The sequence below is a fragment of the Pseudomonas crudilactis genome, assembly GCF_013433315.1.
Taxonomy (GTDB): domain Bacteria; phylum Pseudomonadota; class Gammaproteobacteria; order Pseudomonadales; family Pseudomonadaceae; genus Aquipseudomonas; species Aquipseudomonas crudilactis.
Genome location: NZ_WXVV01000008.1, coordinates 1 through 19,143, shown reverse-complemented (window position 1 = coordinate 19,143; position 19,143 = coordinate 1). Strand labels below are relative to the sequence as shown.

The 19,143-nt window shown below is 57.5% G+C and carries 22 protein-coding genes and 1 tRNA gene; 15 read left to right on the top strand and 8 right to left on the bottom strand.

Features of this window, described 5'->3' with window-relative positions:
- Nucleotides 1–274 precede the first annotated feature (274 nt).
- Nucleotides 275–1,717 (top strand): magnesium transporter, encoded by a 1,443-nt coding sequence (mgtE, locus tag GTU76_RS10555; RefSeq protein WP_016983964.1) that lies wholly within the window; start codon nucleotides 275–277, stop codon nucleotides 1,715–1,717.
- Between the two features lie 125 nt (nucleotides 1,718–1,842).
- On the opposite strand, the gene GTU76_RS10550 is transcribed toward mgtE, so the two are convergent.
- Entirely contained in the window at nucleotides 1,843–2,169 is a 327-nt protein-coding gene (locus GTU76_RS10550; protein ID WP_003178899.1) for an Arc family DNA-binding protein, read from the bottom strand.
- Nucleotides 2,170–2,281: 112 nt separating this feature from the next.
- On the opposite strand from GTU76_RS10550, the gene GTU76_RS10545 reads away from it, so the two are divergent.
- The gene (locus GTU76_RS10545) at nucleotides 2,282–2,437 is read left to right on the top strand and encodes a hypothetical protein (protein ID WP_180698580.1); all 156 of its coding nucleotides are present in this window, start codon (nucleotides 2,282–2,284) and stop codon (nucleotides 2,435–2,437) included.
- Between the two features lie 122 nt (nucleotides 2,438–2,559).
- Nucleotides 2,560–3,129, top strand: coding sequence for a phosphonate metabolism protein/1,5-bisphosphokinase (PRPP-forming) PhnN (phnN, locus tag GTU76_RS10540; RefSeq protein ID WP_016983965.1), 570 nt, complete (start codon nucleotides 2,560–2,562; stop codon nucleotides 3,127–3,129).
- On the opposite strand, the gene GTU76_RS10535 is transcribed toward phnN, so the two are convergent.
- Both GTU76_RS10535 and GTU76_RS10530 read right to left on the bottom strand, forming a co-directional pair.
- On the bottom strand, nucleotides 3,104–3,283 hold the full coding sequence (locus GTU76_RS10535; RefSeq protein WP_016983966.1) for a PA3371 family protein: 180 nt from the start codon (nucleotides 3,281–3,283) through the stop codon (nucleotides 3,104–3,106). The two genes, phnN and GTU76_RS10535, sit on opposite strands and share 26 nt — an antisense overlap.
- Before the next feature lie 20 nt (nucleotides 3,284–3,303).
- A complete protein-coding gene (locus GTU76_RS10530; protein ID WP_016983967.1) occupies nucleotides 3,304–3,540 on the bottom strand; it encodes a hypothetical protein in 237 nt (78 codons plus the stop codon).
- Nucleotides 3,541–3,835: 295 nt separating this feature from the next.
- Between GTU76_RS10530 and GTU76_RS10525 the strand changes: the two genes are divergently transcribed.
- A tRNA-Arg gene (locus GTU76_RS10525) sits at nucleotides 3,836–3,912 on the top strand.
- A gap of 82 nt (nucleotides 3,913–3,994) precedes the next feature.
- Here GTU76_RS10525 and GTU76_RS10520 read toward each other — a convergent pair.
- Nucleotides 3,995–5,356, bottom strand: coding sequence for a lysozyme inhibitor LprI family protein (locus GTU76_RS10520; protein WP_180698579.1), 1,362 nt, complete (start codon nucleotides 5,354–5,356; stop codon nucleotides 3,995–3,997).
- A 218-nt stretch (nucleotides 5,357–5,574) separates the two neighbouring features.
- On the opposite strand from GTU76_RS10520, the gene GTU76_RS10515 reads away from it, so the two are divergent.
- The 4 genes from GTU76_RS10515 to GTU76_RS10500 all read left to right on the top strand — a co-directional run bounded on the left by GTU76_RS10515 (nucleotide 5,575) and on the right by GTU76_RS10500 (nucleotide 10,758).
- Nucleotides 5,575–7,179 (top strand): tetratricopeptide repeat-containing response regulator, encoded by a 1,605-nt coding sequence (locus GTU76_RS10515; protein WP_016983969.1) that lies wholly within the window; start codon nucleotides 5,575–5,577, stop codon nucleotides 7,177–7,179.
- Nucleotides 7,176–7,868, top strand: coding sequence for a sensor histidine kinase (locus GTU76_RS10510; RefSeq protein WP_180698578.1), 693 nt, complete (start codon nucleotides 7,176–7,178; stop codon nucleotides 7,866–7,868). The genes GTU76_RS10515 and GTU76_RS10510 overlap by 4 nt, the downstream gene beginning before the upstream one ends.
- A gap of 200 nt (nucleotides 7,869–8,068) precedes the next feature.
- Nucleotides 8,069–9,310, top strand: coding sequence for a glutamine synthetase family protein (locus tag GTU76_RS10505; protein ID WP_175555657.1), 1,242 nt, complete (start codon nucleotides 8,069–8,071; stop codon nucleotides 9,308–9,310).
- 68 nt (nucleotides 9,311–9,378) lie between these two features.
- Nucleotides 9,379–10,758, top strand: coding sequence for an MFS transporter (locus tag GTU76_RS10500; protein ID WP_175553462.1), 1,380 nt, complete (start codon nucleotides 9,379–9,381; stop codon nucleotides 10,756–10,758).
- Nucleotides 10,759–10,830: 72 nt separating this feature from the next.
- On the opposite strand, the gene GTU76_RS10495 is transcribed toward GTU76_RS10500, so the two are convergent.
- From GTU76_RS10495 to flgA, 4 genes are all read right to left on the bottom strand, one after another.
- The gene (locus tag GTU76_RS10495; RefSeq protein WP_095123064.1) at nucleotides 10,831–11,577 is read right to left on the bottom strand and encodes a flagellar brake protein; all 747 of its coding nucleotides are present in this window, start codon (nucleotides 11,575–11,577) and stop codon (nucleotides 10,831–10,833) included.
- A gap of 88 nt (nucleotides 11,578–11,665) precedes the next feature.
- Nucleotides 11,666–12,133 carry a flagella synthesis protein FlgN gene (locus GTU76_RS10490; RefSeq protein WP_095123062.1) on the bottom strand — a complete coding sequence of 156 codons (468 nt, stop codon included), beginning with the start codon at nucleotides 12,131–12,133 and terminating at the stop codon, nucleotides 11,666–11,668.
- Between the two features lie 48 nt (nucleotides 12,134–12,181).
- Nucleotides 12,182–12,508 carry a flagellar biosynthesis anti-sigma factor FlgM gene (gene flgM, locus GTU76_RS10485; protein WP_007960324.1) on the bottom strand — a complete coding sequence of 109 codons (327 nt, stop codon included), beginning with the start codon at nucleotides 12,506–12,508 and terminating at the stop codon, nucleotides 12,182–12,184.
- Nucleotides 12,509–12,656: 148 nt separating this feature from the next.
- Nucleotides 12,657–13,418 carry a flagellar basal body P-ring formation chaperone FlgA gene (gene flgA / locus GTU76_RS10480; RefSeq protein ID WP_026000512.1) on the bottom strand — a complete coding sequence of 254 codons (762 nt, stop codon included), beginning with the start codon at nucleotides 13,416–13,418 and terminating at the stop codon, nucleotides 12,657–12,659.
- 82 nt (nucleotides 13,419–13,500) lie between these two features.
- On the opposite strand from flgA, the gene GTU76_RS10475 reads away from it, so the two are divergent.
- The 7 genes from GTU76_RS10475 to GTU76_RS30250 all read left to right on the top strand — a co-directional run.
- Nucleotides 13,501–14,433: a chemotaxis protein CheV gene (locus GTU76_RS10475; protein ID WP_007917585.1), complete on the top strand. Its 933-nt coding sequence runs from the start codon at nucleotides 13,501–13,503 to the stop codon at nucleotides 14,431–14,433.
- Between the two features lie 46 nt (nucleotides 14,434–14,479).
- Nucleotides 14,480–15,307: a protein-glutamate O-methyltransferase CheR gene (cheR, locus tag GTU76_RS10470; RefSeq protein WP_016983976.1), complete on the top strand. Its 828-nt coding sequence runs from the start codon at nucleotides 14,480–14,482 to the stop codon at nucleotides 15,305–15,307.
- A gap of 370 nt (nucleotides 15,308–15,677) precedes the next feature.
- Nucleotides 15,678–16,085, top strand: a complete 408-nt coding sequence (gene flgB, locus GTU76_RS10465; RefSeq protein ID WP_007917581.1) for a flagellar basal body rod protein FlgB — start codon at nucleotides 15,678–15,680, stop codon at nucleotides 16,083–16,085.
- A gap of 3 nt (nucleotides 16,086–16,088) precedes the next feature.
- Nucleotides 16,089–16,532 (top strand): flagellar basal body rod protein FlgC, encoded by a 444-nt coding sequence (gene flgC, locus GTU76_RS10460; protein ID WP_003227217.1) that lies wholly within the window; start codon nucleotides 16,089–16,091, stop codon nucleotides 16,530–16,532.
- Between the two features lie 15 nt (nucleotides 16,533–16,547).
- Entirely contained in the window at nucleotides 16,548–17,276 is a 729-nt protein-coding gene (gene flgD, locus GTU76_RS10455) for a flagellar hook assembly protein FlgD (protein WP_175553464.1), read from the top strand.
- Nucleotides 17,277–17,306: 30 nt separating this feature from the next.
- Nucleotides 17,307–18,641, top strand: a complete 1,335-nt coding sequence (gene flgE / locus GTU76_RS10450; RefSeq protein ID WP_016983978.1) for a flagellar hook protein FlgE — start codon at nucleotides 17,307–17,309, stop codon at nucleotides 18,639–18,641.
- Nucleotides 18,642–18,900: 259 nt separating this feature from the next.
- Nucleotides 18,901–19,143, top strand: a 243-nt coding sequence (locus tag GTU76_RS30250) for a calcium-binding protein (protein ID WP_425503631.1), incomplete at its 3' end; no start/stop codon positions are given.

The following is a 19,143-nucleotide window of genomic DNA, read 5'->3' as shown; positions in this document are numbered from 1 at the left end:
TTCATTGCCGGTGTGTTTTCTTTTCAGGATGAGTCGTCGCATTTGCAAGGATCAGGACAGTGCTCAGGTTTGTTTCGCAAGCGCTTGTTTCGGCCGTGATTTTTTAACGTTTAAAACCGTCAGGCGGTGTATCATTGCGCCCGTCAGCCCCGCCGGGGCTTGTGGAAAACCTCCATGGACTTACCCAGTAGTTACTCAGTACCCCGTTTCACCAATCATGAATTGACTGATTGATCCTTCCGGCGTGCCCCGCTGCTGGGAGTGGAGTTCGCCTATGTCTGAAATCGAAGTAAAGAAAACACAGGAAAGCCTGCAGGATCGACTGGCGCAAGTCGTCGAGCTGCTGCAGCGTCAGCGCGTCGTTGAAGACCTGACTCATCGCCAGGAAGGCGCGCATCACGACCGGGTTGAAAACCTGGTTCACCGGCAAAATCTCGTCGAGTTGCAACGCAAGCTCGATGATCTGCACTCCGCCGACGTCGCCTACATTCTTGAAGCCTTGCCGCTGGACGATCGTCTGACGCTCTGGCAACTGGTCAAGGCCGATCGCGACGGCGACATTCTTCTCGAAGTATCCGATTCGGTTCGTGAAACGCTGATCGCCGACATGGACGATCACGAGCTCCTGGCTGCCGCCAAGGACATGGACGCCGACGAACTTGCTGACCTGGCCTCCGAGCTGCCGCGAGACGTCGTCCATGAGCTGATGGAGAGCCTCGATAACCAGCAGCGCGAACGTGTCCGTTCGGCCTTGTCGTATGACGAGGAGCAGGTCGGTGCGCTGATGGACTTCGAGATGGTGACGATCCGTGAGGATGTCAGTCTCGAAGTGGTTCTGCGTTATCTGCGGCGTCTCAAAGAGCTACCCGGTCATACCGACAAGCTGTTCGTAGTTGATTACGACGGTGTGCTCAAAGGCGTGCTGCCGATCAAGCGTTTGCTGGTCAACGACCCGGAGAAGCAGGTGGCCGATGTCATGGCCAGCGATCCGGTGAGTTTTCACCCGGACGAAGACGCCTACGACGCCGCTCAGGCGTTCGAACGTTACGACTTGATCTCGGCCCCGGTGGTCGACAAGAACGGCAAGCTGATCGGCCGTCTGACCATCGATGAAATGGTCGACTTGATCCGTGAGGAGAGTGAAAGCGAAGTCCTCAACATGGCGGGTCTGCGTGAAGAGGAAGATATTTTCGCTTCAGTATGGAAATCCTTGCGCAACCGTTGGGCGTGGCTGGCGATCAATCTGATCACCGCGTTCGTCGCGTCACGTGTGATTGGCCTGTTTGAAGGCTCGATCGAGAAGCTGGTAGCGCTCGCCGCATTGATGCCCATTGTGGCGGGTATTGGCGGTAACTCCGGTAACCAGACGATCACCATGATTGTTCGCGCCATGGCGCTCGACCAGGTCAGCACCGGTAATACTTCACGTCTGATGCGTAAGGAACTGGCAGTCGGGTTGATCAACGGTCTGGTCTGGGGTGGCGTGATCGGCGTGGTCGCTTATCTGCTTTACGGCAGTTGGTCGCTGGGCGTGGTCATGACGGCCGCGATGACGCTCAACCTGTTGCTCGCGGCGTTGATGGGGGTGTTGATCCCGATGACTCTGGCCAAGATGGGCCGCGACCCGGCCATGGGTGCCAGCGTGATGATCACGGCAATGACCGACAGTGGTGGCTTCTTCATCTTCCTGGGGTTGGCGACAATCTTCCTGCTCTGATCCGCTTAAATGAAAAGCCCGCCGATTGGCGGGCTTTTTTATGCGTGTAGCTTTATCTGTGCAGCCCTCAAATCGCAGGCAAAAAAAAGCCAGCAATCATGCTGGCTTGAGGTGTTCGGTACGGCTCAGGACGCGTCTGCGGCCATTTCAGCGTCGTGGGCGATCAAGGACACCAACGCGTTCTGCTGACGGTGGGACAGCTGACGGAAGCGTTGCAGCAGCTCGCGCTCGTGAAGCGACAGCTCCGGGCTGTCCAGGCGCATGCTCAGCTCTTCGCCCAATGCACCTTCCTGAATAAGACTCTGCTCAAGGCGCGCAATGATCTCGGAGTTCATGCTGCGATGATGATTGCGAGCCACCTCGGCAATGCGTTCACGCATTCCGTCTGGCAGACGTACGACGAACTTGTCAGCCGTACGGCTGGAATAAATTGCCTGTTTCAATGGGCGCATATATTTAACCGGTTAGTTCAGGGGAGCGGTTCTCGGGATTGGCCGCAGGATGTGTGGTAGGACAAGCATCCGCGCCAAATGGTTCAACCTGAATTGTTAAGAGGCCGGCATCATGCCTCAAAATTGCCAGATCATTGGCGTCAATTCTGTGACAAATATTGATCCGGGTAAAGGCGTAATGCCAGCACCAATTATCAGAAATGCGGACTGGTTGGAAAACTTTACCTTGGCCGGCATCTCTGACCGCTTCTTCATGCAGATCAATTGATGTCCGAAGACCTCGGAACGTGCATGCTATGCGGGTTTCATTCCTTTGTTCCTTACCTGTACAGGATAGTGGCAATTTGCCGATTTACTAGGGGCAGACACGTCCCCGAGGGCTTTTTCAGGATGGATGGCAGGCTTATTTATCTGATGGGACCGTCCGGTTCAGGCAAGGACAGCCTGATCGAGGCCGCGCGTGAGCCATTGCGGGCGAGGCATTGCGAGATCATGCGTCGGGTGATTACCCGATCAGCGGAGTCGGTGGGTGAGGATGCCATCGGCGTCACGCCTGAAGAGTTCGAACGACGTCAGTGCGCCGGCGAGTTTTCCCTGGCGTGGCAAGCCAATGGCCTGGCCTATGGCATTCCCGGAGAAATGGACGAATGGTTGCGTGCGGGGCGCGATGTGCTGGTGAACGGCTCGCGCGCCAATCTGCGTCAGGCGATGGAAAGCTACCCGACGCTGTTGCCGGTTCTGCTGACAGTCAAGGATGAGGTCTTGCGCGAACGCTTGTTGCGCCGTGGGCGAGAGACGCTGGAGCAGATCGACGCCAGGCTCGCGCGCAACGCGCTCTTCAAGGACAGGCGATCAAGCGACGCACCGGTGCACTTGATCGATAACTCCGGCGACCTGACGGCCGCCGTTCATCAATTGCTTGAGCTGATCCGACTCAACGCAACACCGGATCAAACTTGATCCGGCGGCCGGCAACCAGTGCCAATACGAACAACACCGCAAACACACCACAGCCAATCAACGGCAGGGTGATTTCGGTTTCCTCGAACAGCGCAAAATGCACAACGCCACTCAATAAGGCGAGGATCAGAAATCCTGCAGCTGACTTGGACATGCTGTACTCCTGAAGATATTTCAAAAAACCAGACGTTCGCCAGCGTCCGCCGGCAGTGCCTGCCCAGGTTCACTGACGGTTTTACGGGTGATGCCGCCCTGATCATTCAGCACTGCCAACTGCGGCGCCTTCTGCACCTGCAAGTAATGCGGCATGCGCTGCGCCACCGATTCCGGCGCAGCACCCTGTGGGGCAAAGTGGAAACCCAGCAGAACCGCCAAGGCGGCTGCGTTTGCGAGCAAGAGGGTGCTGTTCATGGGGCGCTGCTCCGATTGTTCTTCTATGGAACAGGCAAAGCAGCTGTCGTGCCAACAGTCTAACCGCTGTTAAGTCCTTTAAAAACAAGCATTTGGAAGGGTTTTTCTAAGGCGTCGGGTTGCAATCTGCAATGATGGCTTTTTGGGGGAGTGCAAAATGCACGGTAAATCTTCCCACAGCATTGCAGGACGCCTGCCTACACTTAAAAAGCCCTACGGATGACATGACAAATCAGGGCCCGGCCGTTAACATGCACGCCGTCCGTCGCGCCGTCTCTGGCCTCGACAACTCAGTGTCTCAGTAGCTCAATTGGATAGAGCATCCCCCTCCTAAGGGGAAGGTTGGCAGTTCGAACCTGCCCTGGGACACCATCATTCAGAGCATTGCAAATGCTCGCAAAAAAGCCCCGTGCAGAACGATCTGCCGGGGCTTTTTTATTTCAATCATCGCTGGCTAGTTTGCCGCGCCACCCTCAGCCTTGCCTATCGAAGTACTGATTTGGGTGATGTGGCGGCGGCCATTGACCGTGTAACTTTGTGCCTGTTCTTCAGACCCCGGTTTACGCAGGGTCAGTTGAGCAAACAGCCCGTCTTTTTCATCGTAGGTGCCATACCAGTTGATCAGTCTGGCGATAAAGCAGTCATCGCCAAGGATCACCGGAACATCAGCGACCGGTTCAATCGCGTAATAACTTGCACCGTAACTGTAATAGTCCTCGTCCCCGGGACCTGACGGAGGGATTGGGCAGATCGGTTTGGAACTCGTTGTTTCGTTCTTGCCTACCTTGGTCAGGCCTTGCATGAGCGCCTTTTGCACCGCAGGTTCAAGTTCATAGGCCGTCGGATTGTCCTGATTCGCCTGCGTGCGAGGCACGTTCAGTTGATAACGATACTGCACCGTTATCGTCGGGACCTGACGGTTGATCTGCAGGGGATTGAGCAGATAGACCTTATCAACACCATAGGCGCTGTCTCGGTAGGCGGCGTAGATTTTTCCATGCACTTTGATCCAGTTGACCGCTTGGTTGGCGCCGCGATCATTGGTGTAGAAAAGGGTTGTCTCGGCGTTGGCTTCGGGAGCCGCTTCGGCGCCCCGTCTGGTGAACCTGTTGCCCATGCCGCGCCAGGTTTCGGTATACGAGAACAACCCTGTACCGCCGGAATACGTTTCAACGATCAGGTCGCGCAGCCCATCGCCATCCAGATCAGTGAGGATATAAGTCGTCTGGCCTGTGTCGGCGGCCCCGGTGATGTTGGACGCAGTTAATGCCTTCCATTCATCCTGACTCACCCCATTCGGAATCGTCTCGGGAAAGTGTGTTTGCTCATCGTCATCGGGGATTCCGGCAAACGACGTTTTATCGAGGCCTACCGTGAATGCATCAAGGGTCTTTTCCAGGGCAAACTCGGGATCAACCTTGCGCGCTGCCTCAATACGCTGCTGCAGTTGCGCCATCACCTGTTTGTCCATCTCGTCGGGCGAATACGCCAGCGTATCGATCCATTGCGCTTGCAGCGATTCAAGGCGTTCGCGATAACGCTGATTCAGGCAGCTGACATCTTCAGCACATTGGTTGCGGTCCTTTAGCCAAAGGCGTTGAGTGCTTTTCAGCTCGGCCTTTTTATCTGGCATGGACCTCATGAGTTTGCTGTAGGTAGCGCCCATCTGCGTATCCAGCGCATACAACCCTTTATCCGCACAAACAGCGTTCTCAACTGCACTCACCGCTTTCGCACAATCCATTCCAGCCGCCATTGCCTGCTGGAAAAACAGCAGCGCACAGGCGGACACGATGCAACGTCCTTTGATGTACACGAGAGCAACCTTGTAGTGGAAAGCCAAGAAGCTGCGCAGAGTAATCGCAGAACGAGGAATCTTGAAGCGCCGGCTTCAGAGAACGCCACTGGTGGCCGATAACCCACTCGGTGACTTAAAAGTCGCGCGAAATCGCTTGATAGCATTTGGCCGCCAGCTATCATCTGCGCGCCTGAAATTGCCGCGATTCATCCTCTTCAATTGCCTGGAAATCTTCGATGCTGTCGTATCACCAAAAGAGTTTTCTGATCGTCGATGATTTCTCGGATTTCCGCAGTTCCGTGCGTTCGATGCTGCGCGAACTTGGGGTCAAGGACGTCGACACTGCGGATACCGGTGAGCAGGCGCTGAAGATGTGTGCGCAGAAGTCCTACGATTTCATCCTGCAGGATTTCCATCTCGGCGACGGCAAGAAGAACGGCCAGCAGGTGCTCGAAGACCTGATGCTGGAAAAGCTGATCAGCCATGAAGCGGTGTTCGTCATGGTCACTGCCGAGACCAGTCAGGCGATGGTGCTCAGTGCGCTGGAGCACGAGCCGGATGCGTACCTGACCAAACCGTTCAACCGTTCCGGGCTGGCGCAGCGCCTGGAGCGTCTGGAGCAGCGCAAGACGTTGCTCAAACCGATTCTGCAAGCCCTTGATCGCGGCAAACCGGTCGAGGTGCTCAATGCCTGTATTGCCCTGTGCAAGCAGGACATTCGTTATTCGCCGCTGTGCCTGCGCTACCGCGCTGATGCGCTGCGCGACATGAACCAGAACGAAGCGCTGGAACGGCTTTACGACAGCATCATCGCCGACCGGCCGTTGCCATGGGCGTTCGCCGGACTAGGCAAGTTGCTGTTCAAGCGCGGTCAGGTGGCGCAAGCCAAAGGCGTTTATGAGAAAGCGCTGAAGGTGTTCCCGATGATGCCGTCGTTGTACGACGGTATGGCCGACGTGCTGGTTGCCGAAGGCGACACCAAAGGCGCGCAGCAGGTGCTGGAAGAGGCGATTCGCTTGTCGCCGCTGGCCGTGCGTCGTCAGGCCTTGCTCGGCAAACTGGCGATGACCAACGAGGATTTCGACACCGCTTCGCGCGCCTATCGTCAAGCGGTGTCGCAAGGCGCGCAGTCACGCTTCAAGGATCCGGAAAGCAACCTCGGTCTCGCCCATGCGCTGATCAGCAAGGGCAGTGAGCGCGGTCTCGACACGCGCACGCGGCTGGAGATCAACACCACCCTCAGCGCCGTGGCCAAAGAGAACCCGACCGATCCGGGCCTGCAGATTCGTGCACGCCTGATGAAGGCAACCAGCCTGCTGCTCAACGATGCCGAGACTGCCGACAAGCTCACCGAGCAAGCCATGATGCGCCTCGACGGTATGGAGCAATTCATGAGTCCGGAGGCGGCGCTGTTGGTCGCCAAACAGTTGCAGATGCTTGGTCAGGCCGAGGCGGGCACTTCGATGCTCAAGAGCTGTGCGGAAATCTACGGCGACGATCCGGCGGTGATGAAAGACATCGCCAAGCTCACCGATGATCCGACGATCCTCAGTTCCAGCAACGCCGCCGCCGACCTCAACCGTCAGGGCGTGCGTGTGTACAAGACCGGCAATCTGGTGGAGGCCCGCGAGGTGTTCCGCAAGGCGCTGAAGATGCAACCGAAGAACATCAGTATCGCGCTGAACATGGCCCAGTCGCTGCTCCACGGCACCGACACCAGTGTGCCGTCGGCGGAGCTGGAAGAATGTCGGGCCTGCCTGAAAATGGTTGGCCTGATGCCCGACACCGACGCGCGTTTTGCGCGTTATCAGAAGCTGAAAAGCAAGGCGTTTGGCGAATGAACCAAGACGAGCAATCTCTGGATTTTTCCACGGTGATCGCCTCCACCGTCCACGACATGAAGAACTCGCTGGCCATGCTCATGCAGGCCCACAGCCAATGGCTGGCGCGGTTGCCGCAAGAGCTGCGCGAAGGCACGGAGCCGGGCGTGATCGACTTCGAGTTCGCCCACCTCAACGGCATGCTGGTGCAGTTGCTCGGGTTGTACAAACTCGGCGTCAACCAGCTGCCGCTGCAACCGGCCTATCACGAACTCGACGATTTCATCGAGGCGCAACTGGCGGCGCATCAAGAAGTATTTGCCAGTCGTGGGATCATCGCCACCTATGAAGTCGACCCGCTGAGCCCGCTGGGTTTCTTCGATCGCGAGCTGATCGCTTCGGTGCTGGGCAACTGCATCAACAATGCGATTCGTTATGCGCGCGAATCGTTGCTGATCACCGTCAGCGACGAAGCCGGGCAACTGGTGCTGAGCATCAATGATGACGGCGACGGCTATCCGGTCGAGATGCTCGAACGTCAGGCCGATTATGTGCAGGGCATCAATCACAGCAGCGGCAGCACTGGGCTTGGCCTGTACTTCGCCAATCGCATCGCCGCGCTGCATCAGCGTAATGGCGTCGAAGGTCGCACCGAAATCAGCAACGGCGGACCGCTCGGCGGCGGGGTGTTCAGCCTTTATCTGCCGTGACACGGGTTTTTGTTTGACGCTGCTTGATATTCCGAACAGCCGGAGCCTATTTTGTACGGGTCGCCGTTCGCGGCTCGCACAATAACAAGGATTGCGTCATGACAACCGATGGCCAGCGTTCACTCGCGCAGCGACTGACGGGCATTGATGAGATTGAATGTGTCACGCCGGATTTGAACGGCGTACCACGGGGCAAGGTGATGACCGCCGAGGGTTTTCTCGAAGGGCGGCGTCTGCAACTGGCGCGGGGTGTGCTGCTGCAATGCATCATGGGCGGTTACCCTGCCGCGCGGTTTTACGGCAGTGATGACGGCGATCTTGCGCTGATTGCCGAACCGACCCAGATCCATCGTTTGCCATGGAGTGACGACCCGCGTGCCTTGGCCATTTGCGACGCCGATGAACTGACCGGCGAAAGCTCCAATCTGTCGACCCGGGGGCAACTCAAAGCGGTCATCGCTCGGTATGCGGCACGCGGTCTGGCGCCGGTGGTGGCCACAGAACTGGAATTCTTCGTGTTCGCGCCGAACAGCGATCCGACTCAGCCGTTCCGTCCACCGGTTGGCCTCGATGGTCGTCGCGAGGATGGCCAGTCGGCGTTCAGCGTCAGTTCCAATAACGGTCTGCGGCCGTTCTTCAATGAAGTCTATAAATGCATGGCGGCCCTCGGCCTGCCGCGCGATACCTTCATGCATGAGATGGGCGTCAGCCAGTTCGAGATCAATCTGCTGCACGGCGATCCGCTGTTGCTCGCCGACCAGACATTCCTGTTCAAGCACCTGCTCAAGGAAGTCGCGCTCAAGCACGGCCTGAGCGTGGTGTGCATGGCCAAGCCGCTGGCGCACACGCCGGGCAGTTCGATGCACATTCACCAGAGCATCGTCGACAGCCGCAGCGGCAAGAATGTCTTCAGTGACGAGCAGGGTGAGCCGACGGCGATGTTCCGCCACTTCATTGGTGGGCAGCAGGCAGGCATGGCTGATTTCACCGCGTTGTTTGCCCCAAACGTGAACTCCTATCAGCGTCTGTGCCATCCGTACGCATCACCGAATAACGCGTGCTGGTCCCATGACAACCGTGCGGCGGGTCTGCGAATTCCGGCGAGTTCGCCGGTTGCTCGACGGGTCGAGAACCGCTTGCCGGGTGCCGATGCCAACCCGTATCTGGCAATCGCTGCCAGTCTGGCCGCCGGTTTGCATGGCATCGAGCACGAGTTGGAACCGACCGAGGCGATACAGGGCGAGTTCGAGGTGCCGGACAATCTTTCGCTGCCGTGTACCTTACACGCCGCGCTCGAACGTCTGAAACGTAGCCAATTGGCGAGGGAACTGTTCGGACAGGAGTTCATCGAAGGCTACATCGCTTCGAAGACCATGGAGTTGACCAGCTTCTTTGATGAAATCACTCCCTGGGAACGGCGTGTTCTAGCAGCCCAGGCCTGACGAACTGTCGCCATCGGGCTATCGTTTGATAGCCCGGTATTTACTGCAAGGAGCCGCTCGGAACGCCGATGCGCCAAATCTGGAAATCCTTTCGAGCGCTGTATTTCGCCTCGCTGATGATGTTGATCGGCTCGGGCCTTCTATCCACTTATCTGGCCTTGCGTCTGGCCGCTGACAACGTCGACGGCCTCTGGGTCGGTGCGCTGATGGCGGCCAACTATTTCGGCCTGGTGCTGGGCGGCAAGATCGGTCACCGGCTGATCGCCCGGGTCGGGCATATCCGTGCTTATTCAGCGTGTGCCGGGATCGTCGGTGCGGCGGTGCTTGGCCATGGTCTGGTCGATTGGCTGCCGGCGTGGCTGGTGCTGCGGACCATCGTCGGTCTGGGCATGATGTGCCAATACATGGTGATCGAGAGCTGGCTCAACGAGCAGGCGGACGCCAATCAGCGTGGCCTGGTGTTCAGCGGTTACATGATCGCTTCATACCTTGGTCTGGTGCTCGGTCAACTGATTCTGGTCATGCACCCGGGCTTGGGTCTTGAACTGCTGATGCTGGTCGCGCTGTGCTTCGCGCTGTGTCTGGTGCCTGTGACATTGACTCGAAGGATTCACCCGGCGCCGCTGCATCCGGCGCCGATGGAGCCGCGCTTCTTTATCAAGCGGGTGCCGCAGTCGTTGAGTACGGTGCTGGGCGCTGGTTTGATCATCGGCTCGTTCTACGGTCTGGCGCCGTTGTATGCCTCGCAACAGGGGCTGTCGACCGAGCAGGTCGGTCTGTTCATGGGTAGCTGCATCTTTGCCGGTTTGCTGGTGCAGTGGCCGTTGGGCTGGCTGTCTGACCGCTATGACCGGGCGCTGCTGATTCGCTGCTTTGCCGGGTTCCTGGCGGTGGCGGCATTGCCGTTGGCGGTGTTGCCGCAGGTGCCGCTTGAGGTGCTGTTCGGGGTTGGCTTTCTCTGTTCGCTGGTGCAGTTCTGTCTGTATCCACTGGCGGTGGCATTCTCCAATGACCACGTGGAAGGGGATCGCCGGGTGTCGCTGACAGCAATGTTGTTGGTGACCTATGGGGTCGGCGCGAGCATCGGGCCGTTGCTGGCGGGTGTGCTGATGAAGCTGTTCGGCAGCCAGAGCCTGTATGCGTTCTTCAGCTTCTTCGCGCTGGTGCTGGTGTGGCGGATCCGGCCGAAAGCCGTGACCAATCTGCATCAGGTCGACGACGCGCCGCTGCATCACGTGGCCATGCCGGACAGCATGTCCAGCTCGCCACTGGTGGCTGCCCTCGACCCTCGGGTCGACGAGCAGGTGGTGCAGGAGCAGATGGTGCAGGACCCTGTGCAGACGCCGGCAAATCCCGAGCCTGAACCTGCTACTCAGGCAGAGCCTGCGGCAGAAGTCGAACCGGATACCGATAATCCTGCGCCTGATCTCAGCGGTGGCAGACCCTGAACTGAACAAAACACAGCGCGCGTAAAAAAGGGCAGCCCCGCTAGGGACTGCCCTTTTTATTGTCGCTAAGAATCACATATCGTCTTTATCGAAACGGCGTGCTTCACGTTGCAACTGATAAACGAAACGCTCAACGTTGCGCGCGGCCTGACCACTGATGTTGTGGAAGCGCAGGCCGGCAAAGGTGATGTTGAGTTTTTCTTCGAAGTGCAGATAGCGCAGTTCGACGGAGGTCGGCTGGTTGCCGAACAGCGGCGGGGCGATCAGACGGTCATAGACCTGACCCAATTGCAGACGATCAGTGATATCGCCTTCGAAGCGCAGCTTGCAGCCGGTCGCGGAGATATCCAGCAGTTTGCCGTTGATCGGCGCCTTGAGCTTTTCGCCGCCCAGTTCAACGCTGACCAGATCAGTCAGTTTCAGCGCGGCGCGGAAAGCATTGCGGCGCTGGTGGTAAACCACTTCGGTCGGCAGTTCGCCGGTGTAGAAACGATCACCTTCGGACTCTTCGATGTTCAGTGTGCCGGTGCATTCCCAGGCAATGCGCACACCGTCATGAAAACCTTCGACCTTGAACGGCTCGCCGGCCAGCAGAAAGCGTTCGCCATCACGCGGGATCATCTCGTCCAGTGCGATCGAAGCGCTGTCGCGGTCAACTTTGATCAGGTAGCTCTGGAAGCGCTGGCTGCGCTCATGAAAGGTGATGATCAGCGGATCGTGGCTTTCTTGCAGCTGGCGCAGGTTGCTGGAGATTTCCAGTGGCGTGGTAAGCACCTTAGGGGGCTGCGGAGCATCATCCGCGCTGAGGGCGTTGGACACGGTTTATCAATCTCCAGACAAAATATGACGACTAGCCAGCATTTTGCCAGCATGTTCCGCGGGTTGATAGAGCTGGCGCATCAACGGCTCATGCCTGGCTGAGCGGACGCGGTGTGGCGGGTTTGGCAAAAGTACCGCTGGCGTTATACAGCGCCGGCGCTTCACCACCCGTGAGGATCTTCAGCTGATTGGCCGTGGCGGCCTGCTGGATCTGGATCGACTGACCATTCTTGAGGTTGGCGGCCTGGCATTGAGCGATCAGATCGGTCAATGCGTCGCCTTGCGTCAACAACTGCTCGCCAATGCTCGACTGGCCAGCCAATTGCTCAAGACCTGTACGATCAGTCGGCAGATTGAGGCTGGCGAGGATTTCACTGCGCTTGCGGCCATGCTGTTCAAGCAGAATGATCAACGCCTGTTTGTGCGCCAGAATTTCTTCCAGCAGGGGCATGTCGCGACCGTGCAACGCGAGGGATTCGGTTTGCAACAACTCCAGCAATTGTTGAGCTGGAGCAAAGTCGTCGTTGATCAATTGCAATAAATTAGTGTCGTGCATGGCTGGCCTTGGGTTTTAAGCGTCCAAAAGCCTGGCGCAGGCAAAGGCCTAGCGCTGGGCTTCGAAGTTGAGCAGTTTGCTGGCTACACGGTTGCTGTCGACTTTATAGCTGCCATCGGCAATCGCGGCTTTCAACTCGGCCACACGGGCTTTGTCGACAGCAGGTTGATCGCGCAGCTTGTCAGTGACCTTCTGCAACTGTTGAGCCTCATTGCTGAGGTGTACCGATTCCCCGCTTTTTGCGGTACTGGCCTGTTCGGCCGGGGTATTCAGCGGCGCGGAGGTGCCGGTTTCGGCGGTTTCCTTGGCGTTGCTGGTACGTGTACTGCCCGTAAGTGACGAGGAGCTGTTCAAACGGCTGAAATCGATGACCATGATAAAAACCTCTGGGAATTTGGACGCTTGCCATGTTTTCGGCCATCCCCTGGAAAACTTTAGGCACATTTACAATGAGCCTTGCATGCGCCGGCGCGTGTCCTGCTGCGGCACAGTTTAGGGAACAGCCGAGGTCAGCGCCAGTTTTCTACATCGCCACTTCCACTTGGCCCGGCGCGGTGACTTGCGCCTTGATGACCCGTTGCGAGTTGAGGTTTTTCACGCGGATCTGCTCTTTCAAACCGCCATTGGCCAGCGCTTCACCGGGCATGCGCACGGCGAGCGTGCCGCTGCGGGCGGTGATGACCACTTGATCACCTTTGCGAATGACTTCCGCCTGTTCCAGATGAACCAGGGTAATGACCTGATCGGCTACCGTTGGTCGGGTCAATTTCTGCCCGATCGCTTCGTCTACCGAGGTCAGAAAGCCTTGGTTGATCGTGCTCACGTCGCGCTCACGCAGGGTCACGTCCTGTGGTTCGATAATCCCTGCGCGTTTCAGCGGTCGCGTGGTGGTCACAATCTCGCGAAACAGGCGGACTTGAGCGGGCACGAACACGGTCCATGGCGAGGCGCCTTCGCAGCGAACCTTCACGGTAACCCGGCCCAGCGGGCGTGCCGGACTCTCCAGCGTGGCTGTCAATTCCTTGTCGCACATAGGCATGCGCATACGGGGGTCGAGCTGGTTTACTTCGATTTCGTAGCGGCCTTCCGTTTGACTGGTAGCCAGATAGTCTTCTACGGTGAACTCAAGAAAGCCCTGAGTGACGCCGATAAGCATGTCAGGCAAGGTAACCGCATCAGCAATGGCAGGGCTGCCAGCGAAAAAGCAGCAGACGGCTGACATCGCGCAAAGGCTTTTGCGAGCGCGGGAGGTCAGGTGTCGGAAAAATGTCGTTTGAGCGTTCATACGAGTTAAAAAGCAAGCGCCGTGCCGTTTAGCAATGAATGTGCGTCGCAACAACACTTGGCGTTGGTGTAGGAGTCTGGGCATGGCTGGTGTAATGGATTCGGTGAACCAGCGCACGCAACTGGTAGGGCAGAATCGCCTGGAGCTGTTGTTGTTCCGTCTTGACGGTCAGCAGCTCTATGGAATCAACGTGTTCAAGGTACGGGAAGTGTTGCAATGCCCGTCGCTGACGTTGATGCCCAAGTCCAGTCCTGTCGTGTGCGGGGTGGCAAATATCCGGGGGGCAACCATTCCGATCCTTGATCTGGCAATGGCCACCGGTTCCGGAGCGTTGAAAGACAAGAACAACCCGTTCGTGATCATCACGGAGTACAACACCAAGACCCAGGGTTTCCTGGTCCGCTCGGTGGAGCGCATCGTCAACATGAACTGGGAAGAGATTCATCCACCGCCCAAGGGCACGGGTCGCGATCACTACCTGACCGCTGTGACTCGAGTGGACAATCAGTTAGTCGAAATCATCGACGTCGAGAAAGTGCTGGCGGAAGTTGCGCCGACACCGGAAGCGATTTCGGTGGGCGTGGTCGATGTCGAGACCCAGACCAAGGCACTGTCGTTGCGTGTCTTGACGGTCGATGACTCGTCGGTGGCGCGCAAGCAGGTCACGCGTTGTCTACAGACGATCGGTGTCGAAGTGGTGGCGCTGAACGACGGCAAGCAGGCGCTGGATTACCTGCGCAAGCTGGTCGATGAAGGCAAGAAGCCGGAAGAAGAGTTCCTGATGATGATTTCCGACATCGAGATGCCGGAGATGGACGGGTACACCCTGACGGCGGAAATCCGCGGCGACGCGCGCATGCAAAAGCTTCACATCATCCTGCATACTTCGTTGTCCGGGGTATTCAATCAGGCGATGGTCAAGAAAGTCGGTGCCGATGACTTTTTAGCCAAATTCCGCCCTGATGACCTGGCATCCCGGGTAGTCGACCGGATCAAAGCAGCAGATATCAGCTAGGGGCGTTTTGTCCCTGGCAGTCAACACGATTTAAGAGGCGGCATCATTGTCTACGGGTAATTTGGATTTCGAACAGTTCCGGGTCTTCCTGGAAAAAGCCTGTGGCATTTTGCTCGGTGAAAACAAGCAGTACCTGGTCTCGAGCCGTCTCAACAAACTGATGGAGCAGCAAGGCATCAAATCCCTGGGTGAGCTGGTTCAGCGCATCCAGACCCAGCCGCGCAGCGGTTTGCGCGAGCAGGTGGTCGATGCCATGACGACCAACGAAACCTTGTGGTTTCGTGATACCTATCCGTTTGAAGTCTTGAAGAACAAGGTGCTGCCTGAAGCGATCAAGGCCAGCCCCAACCAGCGTCTGCGGATCTGGTCGGCGGCGTGCTCGTCGGGCCAGGAACCGTACTCGCTGTCGATGTCGATCGACGAGTTCGAGCGCACCAACCTCGGTCAGTTGAAGATGGGCGTGCAGATCGTTGCCACTGATCTGTCTGGCCTGATGCTGACCAACTGCAAGACCGGCGAGTACGACAGCCTGGCGATCGGTCGTGGTTTGTCGCCGGAACGTTTGCAGCGTTACTTCGACCCGAAAGGGCCGGGGCGCTGGGTGATCAAGGCGCCGATCAAGAATCGCGTGGAGTTCCGCTCGTTCAACCTGCTCGACAGCTATGCCGCGCTGGGCAAGTTTGACATCGTGTTCTGCCGCAACGTGTTGATCTACTTCTCTGCCGAAGTGAAGAAAGACATCCTGTTGCGCATTCACAGCACGTTGAAGCCGGGCGGTTATCTGTTCCTTGGCGCTTCCGAAGCGCTGAACGGGTTGCCGGACCATTACCAGATGGTGCAGTGCAGCCCGGGGATCATTTACCAGGCGAAGTGATTGCATCGGCAACATAAAAAACGGCAGGCCCGCAAAGGCCTGCCGTTTTTTTATGCCCGAAGAAATTCTCCTTAACACCAAAAATCCCTGTGGGAGCGAGCTTGCTCGCGAAGAGGCCGTCACATTCTGCATTTGCATCGGCTGACACACCGCCTTCGCGAGCAAGCTCGCTCCCACAGTTGTCCGGCGGTGATAGTGATGGGACGGCAAGCGGCAGAAAAGCGGCATCCGGCGGAAACCGGTTGCCGCTTTTCTGGCATTGCCGCTTTGCCGACTTCCGGCAAAGCCCCGGTTTATGGGGGTTTTGTGGCTTGGCACGGCGCTTGCTAAAGCTCAGTTACGAAAAACCGGTCACCTGAAGGTTCCCGACATGAGCATCAGCTTCGATAAAGCGCTCGGCATTCACGAAAAGGCATTGGGCTTCCGCGCCCAGCGTGCCGAAGTGCTGGCCAACAACATCGCCAACGCCGATACCCCGAACTACAAGGCGCGGGATCTGGACTTCTCCAAAGTGCTTGAAGCACAGACCCAGAAAAACGCCAACGGCACCATCGCCCTGAACATGACCAACAGCCGTCACATCGAAGCTGAAGGCCTGGGCAACGGCGACGAATCGCTGATGTATCGCACGCCGATGCAACCTTCGATCGACCAGAACACCGTGGACGCCCAACTGGAACAGTCGAACTACGCGGAAAACGCCGTCGGCTTCCAGGCCAGCTTCACCCTGCTCAACAGCAAATTCAAAGGGCTGGTGTCAGCCCTGCGCGGAGAGTAATCCATGTCCCTGTCCAGCGTTTTCAACATTGCCGGCAGCGGCATGAGCGCACAGACCACGCGTCTGAACACCGTTGCGTCGAACATCGCCAACGCCGAAACCGTCTCGTCGAGCATCGACCAGACCTACCGCGCCCGTCACCCGGTATTCGCCACCATGTTCCAGGGCGGCCAGAACAGCGGCAGCAACTCGCTGTTCCAGAGCCAGGACGCGGCGGGTCAAGGCGTACAAGTGCTCGGTGTGGTCGAAGATCAAAGCAACCTCGAAGCGCGCTACGAGCCGAATCATCCGGCGGCTGACGCCAAAGGCTATGTCTACTACCCGAACGTCAACGTGGTGGAAGAAATGGCTGACATGATTTCCGCGAGCCGTTCGTTCCAGACCAACGCCGAAATGATGAACACCGCCAAAACCATGATGCAGAAGGTACTGACCCTCGGTCAGTAATAAGGGGCGACTGCCATGAGTGTTTCCGATACCACCAGCAGCTTGAGCATGAACGACATCCTGGCCAACTCGTCGAAGAAGGCCAGCAGTTCGACGACCGGCGGCATCGCCTCGGCGACCAACAGCGCCACCGGCGGCCAGGCCCTGGGCAAGGACGCGTTCCTGCAATTGCTGGTCACCCAGCTGAAAAACCAGAACCCGCTCGATCCGCAGGACAACAGCGCATTCGTTGCCCAGTTGGCGCAGTTCAGTAGCCTGGAAGGCATCACTACGCTGAACTCCACCGTGAGTGGCCTTGCTGGCAACTACAACTCGTCGCAAGCCTTGCAGGCATCGTCGCTGGTGGGCCGCAACGTCATCGTGCAGACCAACTCGGTTCAGCTCGACGATCCGAGCAAAGGCATGACCGGTTCGGTCACCGTGCCGTCGTCGATCGCCGGCGGCACCGTGAGCATTACCGACAGCAGCGGCACGGTGGTTCGCACCATCGATCTGGGCAGTCGTGCCGCAGGCGCCGCGAGCTTCACCTGGGACGGCAAGGACAAGGACGGCAATGTGGTCAAGACCGGTACCTATACCGTCAAGGCCAACGCATCGATCAATGGTACCTCGACCGATATGGCGACCTACCTGCCGGCCACGGTCACCAGCGTGACGATCAGCCAGACCGGCGGCGAACTGATGCTCAACCTGTCCGGCAAGGGCACCGTTGCCCTGTCCAAAGTACAAACCATTGGTATATAGAGCCGACTAACCGGCACAAAGGAGTGGAATATGTCTTTCAATATCGGCCTTAGCGGTCTCTATGCAGCCAACAAACAACTGGACGTGACCGGCAACAACATCGCCAACGTTGCAACCGCCGGTTTCAAATCGTCCCGTGCAGAATTCGAAGACGTCTACTCGGCCACTCGCCTGGGTAGCGGCAGCAAAGTGATCGGCAACGGCGTGCGCCTGGCCAACGTGTCCCAGCAGTTCACCCAGGGTGACATCAACAACACCGGTAACGTGTTGGACATGGGCATCAACGGTTCGGGCTTCTTCACCATGAGCAACAATGGCTCGGTGTCCTACACCCGTGCCGGTACGTTCAAGGTCGACAACGCCGGTTACATCACCAACACCGACTACACCTCGCGCCTGCAGGGTTACGGTGTTGACGCCAATGGCAAGATCATCAACGGCGTGTTGACCGACCTGAAGATTGATACCTCGAACCTGGCGCCGAAATCGACTTCCCTGGTGACGTCGAGCATCAACTTGAACTCGACTGCGCCGGTGATCGTTGATACCGGCACCAACGCCGTCAAGTTCGACCCAAGCAAGCTTGAGACGTACACGAAGAGCTTCAGCACTCCGATATACGACTCGCAGGGCAACTCGCACGTCATGGATCAGTACATGGTGAAAACCGGCCAAAACACTTGGAAGGTTTACACCCTGGTGGACGGGCGTAATCCGGATGCAACCGGTAGCAATCCACTCACGACGCCTCCAACTGCTTCGACACTGACGTTTGACAGTTCGGGCAATCTGACTCAGGTCAGCACACCTAACCCGGCGGATCCGGCCAATCCGATCATCAGCAGCGACTTGAAGCTGGCCAATTGGAAGCCGGGCAACGTGGTCAACGGTAACTTTGTACCTAACGGCGCAGCAGCCAACACGGCTGGCGTGACCATCTCCATGTCCAAGACCACTCAGTACAACGCTGACACCGCGCGTTCGATCCCGACTCAGGACGGTTACGCCACTGGCCAGATCACCAACCTGACCATCGACGGCACCGGTACGTTGTTCGCCAACTTCAGCAACAACCAGAGCAAGGCCATCGGCCAGGTTGCGCTGGCCAGCTTCACCAACGAACAAGGCCTGCAGGCTATCGGTGGCACCAGCTGGAAAGAGACGTTCGCTTCGGGTATCCCGGGCTACGACGCTCCGGAAACCGGTACTTTGGGTTCGATTGCTTCCAACTCGCTGGAAGAGTCGAACGTCAACCTGACCAACGAGCTGGTGGACCTGATCAAAGGCCAGAGCAACTATCAGGCGAACGCCAAGACCATCTCCACTCAGAGCACCATCATGCAGACCATCATTCAGATGACTTGATGTGATCTGAGAGCTGCACTGAAAACCGACGCCAGAGCGTCGGTTTTTTTATGCGCGTTGCTAAATTTACATTCACCATTGAACCGTTTGTCGGAATTTATGGTTCGGAAGTTGCAACCCCGTCCAGTAGAGGACCTTCGCGTCAAAACTTTGCACAACCTGCTTCATTGAGCCAGGACACTGTATGGCCATATGGAAATCAGGAAGCTTCTACCTAGTTTCAACGTAGTTTCCAACACAAAAACACAAGGATGATGTAATGGCGATAATTAACGGGACCACTGGTGCAGATAATCTGCTCGGCACTGCGGGCGATGATCAGATAAGCGGTTTGGCTGGCAATGATGTCTTGAATGGCGGGGACGGTAATGATCTATTGATCGGCGGCGATGGCGCCGACCAACTGATTGGTGGTGCCGGCTTCGATATCGCCAGCTATGAGGATGTGCCCAACAGCGTTGCAGTTACCCTGAACCTGAAGACTGGTGTACACACCGGTTTT